This is a genomic window from Marcopretia estuarina LEGE 06307, from assembly GCF_056633115.1.
Map to the genome: position 1 here is coordinate 42376 of NZ_JBSJOY010000007.1, position 6569 is coordinate 48944.

Here is a 6569-nt window from a genome sequence, read left to right on the forward strand (position 1 = left end):
GCCCCATGACCGGGGCCGACACCTCCTCTTCGCGCACGCTCATCGCGCTGCCGAATCCATCGTCAGCCCTGGCTCTGGCTGGCGAAGCAGAAGCCACCCTGCACCACATCGAGGCGCTCACCGGCGTCTCCATGGTGCTGCGGGGTCTTGATCTGTCGATTCAGGGGCGCAGCAGCCAGCGCGAGCGGGCCGCCGCCCTCGTTGATTTGCTGCGGCCCCTCTGGCAAGAGGGCCAAGCCGTCGGGGCCGTGGATGTGCAAACCGCACTGGTGGCGCTCGACACCGGCCGCAGCGCCGAACATCGCGACCTGGGCAATGTGGTGCTGGCCCGCAGCCAGGCCGGCAAGCTGCTGCGTCCGCGCACCCTGCGCCAGCGCAGCTATGTCGAGGCGATGGAGCGCCACGACCTCACCTTGGCGCTCGGTCCAGCGGGCACCGGCAAAACGTTCCTGGCCACCGTCCAGGCGGTGCGGATGCTGACTGAGCGGCGGGTGGAACGGCTGATCCTCACCCGGCCTGCCGTGGAAGCAGGCGAACGGCTGGGCTTCCTCCCCGGCGATCTGCAGCAGAAGGTGGACCCCTACCTCCGTCCCCTCTACGACGCGCTGCACAGCCTGCTGGGGGCGGAACGCACCAGCGCGCTGCTGGAAAAAGGGGTGATCGAGGTGGCTCCGCTGGCCTACATGCGAGGCCGCACGCTGGCCGACGCCTTCGTGATCCTCGATGAAGCCCAGAACACCACAACAGCCCAGATGCGCATGGTGCTGACGCGGCTGGGGGAGAACTCCCGCATGGTGGTCACGGGTGATCCCACCCAGATGGATCTGCCGGCGGGCCAGCTCAGCGGCCTGATCGAGGCGGCCCAAGTGCTTCAGGGGGTCGAAGGCGTGGCGATCTGCGAGCTCACGGCGGCCGATGTGGTGCGCCACCCCCTGGTGCAGCGGCTGGTGACCGCCTATGCCAACCGCGATGCCAACGGGCCGGCACCCACAGCGCAACAGCGATTCGACGGCCAGCAACGCCGCCGGGGACCATGAACAGCAGAGAACGGCTCCGCATTCCCGCCGAAATCGCATTGGCGGCCCTTGTGGCCTATGTGCTCGGCTTCTGGTTCACCAGCCTGTTCCCTGGCTATCTGCCCAAGATCGGCGGCCTCTGGTCGGCCATCTCGGCGATCGTGGTCACCCAGTCCACCCGCAGGGAAACGACCTCCTCCGCCTCCCTGCGCATTCTTGGATCGGCAATCGGCGCGATCACCAGCGCCATCTACCTGACGCTGCTGCCCTTTCACCCGCTCGGCCTGGCCCTGGCGATCTTCGCCACGGTTCTGCTCTGCGCCGTCGTCAACATTCCCAGCCACGGCCGCCTGGCTGCGATCACGGTGATCGTGGTCATGGTCACCGGCAGCCTGGATCCGAAGCTGAGCCCGGGCCTGAACGCCTTACTGCGCTTCGTTGAATCCTGCATCGGCACGGGCGTGGCGATGCTGGGCGTCCGGCTCTGGCCAGGTCCCGTCGAGAAAGACTGAAGCAACCGTTCAGACGGCATGGGGAGATCCGCACCCCTCAGCAGGCGTGGACGCTCCCAATGACCGAAACCCGCTGGCAGGATGGATGGAGTTTCGTTCCACTGGAGCGCAATGCCGGCCAGCAGCAATTTTCAGCAAGCCATTCGTGAGGCCCAGTCGAGCGCCTTGGTTGGCCCCAATGTGGTCAACAAGGCTCTCCCCTATGTGGGCGGCGGCATGGTGCTCACCGCCGGGGGTGTGGTGGGTGGCCTGTCGATGATCGGCACCCCGCTGTTCATGCCCCTGTTCTGGGTGGCCCTGATCGGCAACTTCATCCTGTTCTTCGTCGCCCAGAACGTGGCGATGAAGGGCAACAACAGCACGGCGCTGCCGATCCTGGCGATCTACAGCCTGATCACGGGGTTCACGCTCAGCGGCATCGTGGCCATGGCCATCGGCACCGCCGGGATCGGCGCCATCGGCACGGCCGCCCTGGCCACCGGCATCACCTTCGTGGTGGCCTCAATGGTGGGCCGCCGCATGAGCGACAACCTGGGCCAGGCCCTGGGCGGTGTGGTGGGCCTTGGCATCCTCGGCCTGATCATCGCCATGGTGGTGCAGATCGTGGGCGGGATCTTCATTCCGGGCTTCGGTGGCAACGGCTTTGAGCTGCTGATCGCCGGCTTCGGCACCGTGCTGTTCGTGGGAGCCGCCTTCCTCGACTTCTACACGATGCCCCGCACCTACAACGACGACCAGTACCTGGCCGGCGCCCTGGGGATGTACCTCACCTATATCAACCTGTTCATCTTCATTCTGCGCCTGATCATTGCCCTCAACGGCGGCGGCCGGCGCGACTGAACACTGCAAAGTGTTGTGATCTGCCAGGGGGTTACCCCTGGCTTTTTCATGCTGACTTGCTCCGGATGAACCAACAAGGCGAGCCAAGACCTCCTCTAGGTGTGCAATTTTCTGCGCGAGAACGAGTATGCATTGCATCAAGCGAATCCAATAGCATGAGCTCCGATCCCATGAACTAGCTGCACAGAATCCACACCGTTTGCTGATCTGATGAATTCTCACCCTGCTAGAAATCCGATCCTCGTCATGCAGCAGGGGAAACCTGATGCGATGCATCCGCCAATCAGAAATACCTTTGTCCAGAAGCTAGGCACACATCGACAGAAAGCCAGCCCGAAGTGTCTTGTCGTTGTCAAGAAGAGGCGCCCTCGCATCAGCAGAATGCAAAAGGCGATCAAGCAGCAGCTCGCCCATCTGGAGCGTAACCTTGCCAGCATTGATTCCCTGATCGCATGTTGTGGCAACCTTCAGGTATGAGGGACAGTGTAGGTTGCTTCCCGGATCAAACAGTGAGCCATCTGCTAACCATGCATATCGGCCTCCGAATAGCAACCATTCTCAGGCCAGCGATGTGTCAGCACCATGCCTTCCCGTAAGCCAGGTTCCTTGCCTCATCGTTTTCTGATGGTGGCCGCTGCCTCTGTGCTGTTGGCTCCAGCAGCCTTGCCTGCAGGATCAGCGACACAGGCCATGCAGATTCAAACGGAGCTCCTGCAACACTGCGGCGAGCCCATACAGGTGGAAGGCTACATCCTCGCCCCTGGGGATGTACTGGAACTGAGAATGCTCCATTCCTCGGCACAGCCCCTAGGTGGCAGCCTGGAAATACTCAGCGATGGCACTGCCTCGCTGGCCCTCATTGGTTCAGCCAAGCTCAGCGGCCTCACTCTGAGTCAAGCAGAGAGGTGGTTAACCCAACTCTATAAACAGGTGCTATTGCGGCCCGAGCTCACGCTGCGAATTGTTCGGATAAGCCCGTGCTTGCGTCGGGGTTAGGAGAGAGTCCGAATCCAAGCAGGGTCATTGGCGCCAAGCGGGAGATGGTGCGAAAGAAAATGACTCACTATGAACTAACCGAGCCTTTCCTTCGTGATATCAACGATTGAGAAGCCCGGCAGCATCACCCCATGAAGCGCGGATCTGCGCCAGGTGGCTTTTCACCTCAGCCTCAGAACGCCGAGCATAGGCGCAGGGGTCAAGCCTATCAAGCTCAACTTCGTTGAAATCCCACGCATCAACAGTCAGTATCAGGACAATCTCTGTTCTACCGGAACACCTTCCTGACCGCTCGAATCTTCACGCCATCAGCGGATGATGAGCCGAAGATTGATGATGGCAACCTTTTCGCCGAGACAATCACCATGACTGTGAGCTTGGCGGTCCGAGCTCTGGGGTACGTCCCTCTGCGGGGAAGCAACCACCCTCTGATGGACATCACTCGAATCGTAAAGGGACCTAAGCACTGGTGCACCGAGGAGCGACGCTCAGATCATTCTCATCCGCCTCAATAGCACTCTGTAGCGCCAAACCCCCGCCATCGCCTACAACCAATGGGTGTGGTGTCCACTACCTTCAACTCAATTTTGCGTGAGGGTGACACCATGGTAAAGAATCGAAACCCCTCAGACAACGCGGTGGACATCCGGAACTAGGCAAGCCTGCCCAGAGGGCAGTTCATGGTGATTCATTCTTCTAATGACAACATCAACCCACGGTTCTGACAAGCGCTCATCTAGCGTCTCCTACCTAGGGTTGTCTGTAACGCAGAGGTCATGATGCAAAGCAATGCGATGGCCGCTTTGCGGGTCATCTGTGTCACTACGCTCTTCCCGTTGGTCTGGATCACCCTGGCCATGATCAATGGCAGTGAGCGCCATGGGGTGAGCCAATTGGCTGACGTTCCCGCTAGGCCATTACCCGCAAAGCGCAAGCTCGTTGCAGATCATGCTGCGGCTATTGACGATTCGGTGCTGTCAGCACTGCTGCTGAATTCGTCCAGTTCCTCTCTCCCCAAGGAGCCAGCGTCGAATCGAAAGGAGGGCCCTTTCCTTCAGTCATCAAGCCCGAAAGAAGGCCTTGGACAGAATCCATCCTCAAGTCCAGCGGCCGTGCCATCTGAACGAAGCGACAACGTCCTGGTTGCGTCTTCAAGAGCAAGGGAAGAAGGGCTCCGTGAACAGATTGGAGTTCCCCGGCCGGGCGTATCGATCGGATTCAGCAAGGCTGATCTGCTGGGCGGTCCGCTCACCCTCGCCGCCTCACGCGAAGTCGTGATGCCGGTTCTTGCTAGGGCTCAACGTGCACACTGGGCAAGCAGCGGTGATCCACTAGCGCCGCTGCCCGCCGAGTGGCGCACGCCCATGCGCCAGGCGGTAAACCAGCTCGTTTCTACCAGCAAACAGAAACTCACCGAACTCACTGCACAAGTTGTTCATCTTCCCTCAACCAGAGTTACCCTGATAGAACAGGTGCCTGTGGTAATCCACCACGACGGTACTGCCACTTTGCTGCGTGCGCCCCACAGTCGTGCAGCAATCAAAGACATTGAAGACTGGGCAGCACAACAGCCTGTACCGAATCAAGGCGCTCTATCCATCGCATTGGTAACCATCCACCCGTTGCTGCAATCGCTGCCATCCCCACCAAAGGCAGTGAATTCCCGGATTGATTCAAGGCTGCCACCTCCAGTCTCAGCGACCCAGGCCAGCTCTGTCAGGCCGCTCCAAGGGACTAGCTTTCCCATACCACCGCCCCTCCCAACAGAGGGCCAACGGCTGGCAAAATGAATTGGGGCCCGCCACGTGGCCATGCGAAGCCGCCGCTGACAAGCTCCCAGCAGCGCCTTTTCGCTCCATCACGCAGTTTCCAACCCCACGCCAGAACTCGACCCATTCACCACGTCATCAACGGGAAAAAAGTTGGCAGCCTGCTTGTGCTTTCCTAGCGGTGATCCCTCACGAAGTTGTTCATTCCTGCGGCTAAACAACACGCTGTTGGGGGATGGAGTCACCGGGATGTGGTCTGCTCGAAATCACCAAACCCGAGCCAACTGTTGCCCATGAGCCCCACCCATCCATCCCTGCTATCCCAGGACCCTTGCTTCGCAGTCGGAGTGGCTTTCCAGAGTTTCAACCAATCAATGATCCAAAGGACATCATTATCAGCAGATGTCCACAAGGGCGGAACGAGCGCCGTCCGCAGATTCAGAAACCACTGCGGTTCTCAGTGCCAGGCGAATAGCTCCTCAACCGCCTGCTCCGCGGCAATGAAACGCCCAAGCAAGGCCGAGGCGAAGCGAGGTCGTGGGGCAAGACTTGATCAAGGCAGTGGAACAGCCAGGGGAACGGCCAATGTGGCGCCGCCCTGCCCCCGGGATCGCCTGTCGCAGGGCGATGCAGAGGTCGTCCTCGAGGCCAGGTGACACTGCTGCGCGGCGTCGACGGCTGCCGGGCCGGCTGGTTGTGCGTGGAGCTGGGGCAGCAAGAACGGCTGGTGCGGGTGCGGCTCTGCCGCAGCGCCGTCGAGCTGTTCAAGGGGGCTGAACCAGCCATCACCGCCATCGATATGCCGATCGGACTGGGCGACAACGGGCCACGTCCCTGCGACCGGGCGGCACGGCGCTTCCTGCGCCAGCGGGGTAGCAGTGTGTTTCCTGCACCGGTGCGGGCCGTGCTCGCGGCCACCTCCTACGTACAGGCCTGTGAACTCTCGCTGGCCGCGCAGGGGCGCAAGCTCAGCAAGCAGAGCTTTTTCCTGCTGCCGAAGATCCGCGAGCTCGATGGGGTGTTGCGGGCGAATGCGCAGCTGGCCGCTGCCACGGTGGAGGCGCACCCTGAGGTGTGCTTCGCTCGCTGGAACGGCGACACGCCGATGCTCCATGCCAAGAAGACGGCTGCCGGCCGCGCCGAGCGGCTCGCCCTGGTGGAGGGTTGCTTCCCTGGCGCCGTCAGCCGCGTGCGGAGCCGATTTCTGAAGCGGGAGGTGGCCGACGACGACATCCTTGATGCCCTAGCCACTCTGCACACCGCCAGCCGTCTCGCCGACGGGTCAGCCGTGGCCTTTGGTGACGCTGACGTCAGAGACAGTGCCGGCCTGCCGATGCGGATCTGGGGATGAGCCAGGCCCACAACCACATAACCACCCCGAAGACCTGCGCCTAACCCCATCCACCTCTGACTGCTTCCTGCCAAAAAAAAGCCCC

Annotated in this window: 7 protein-coding genes; all 7 read left to right on the plus strand. The window is 61.4% G+C overall.

Annotated elements, in window-relative coordinates; genetic code table 11:
* The first annotated feature begins 5 nt into the window (after positions 1-5).
* Positions 6-1037 carry a PhoH family protein gene (locus ACWJI3_RS15140; RefSeq protein WP_094514650.1) on the plus strand — a complete coding sequence of 344 codons (1032 nt, stop codon included), beginning with the start codon at positions 6-8 and terminating at the stop codon, positions 1035-1037.
* The gene (locus tag ACWJI3_RS15145) at positions 1034-1528 is read left to right on the plus strand and encodes an FUSC family protein (protein ID WP_480204095.1); all 495 of its coding nucleotides are present in this window, start codon (positions 1034-1036) and stop codon (positions 1526-1528) included. The genes ACWJI3_RS15140 and ACWJI3_RS15145 overlap by 4 nt, the downstream gene beginning before the upstream one ends.
* Positions 1529-1639: 111 nt before the next feature.
* Positions 1640-2368, plus strand: a complete 729-nt coding sequence (locus ACWJI3_RS15150; protein WP_094514645.1) for a Bax inhibitor-1/YccA family protein — start codon at positions 1640-1642, stop codon at positions 2366-2368.
* A gap of 210 nt (positions 2369-2578) precedes the next feature.
* Positions 2579-2845, plus strand: a complete 267-nt coding sequence (locus ACWJI3_RS15155; protein WP_480204096.1) for a hypothetical protein — start codon at positions 2579-2581, stop codon at positions 2843-2845.
* A gap of 213 nt (positions 2846-3058) precedes the next feature.
* Positions 3059-3364, plus strand: coding sequence for a polysaccharide biosynthesis/export family protein (locus tag ACWJI3_RS15160; RefSeq protein WP_480204103.1), 306 nt, complete (start codon positions 3059-3061; stop codon positions 3362-3364).
* 779 nt (positions 3365-4143) lie between these two features.
* A complete protein-coding gene (locus ACWJI3_RS15165; RefSeq protein ID WP_480204097.1) occupies positions 4144-5154 on the plus strand; it encodes a hypothetical protein in 1011 nt (336 codons plus the stop codon).
* 631 nt (positions 5155-5785) lie between these two features.
* A complete protein-coding gene (locus ACWJI3_RS15170) occupies positions 5786-6484 on the plus strand; it encodes a DUF429 domain-containing protein (protein WP_480204098.1) in 699 nt (232 codons plus the stop codon).
* Positions 6485-6569: the final 85 nt, after the last annotated feature.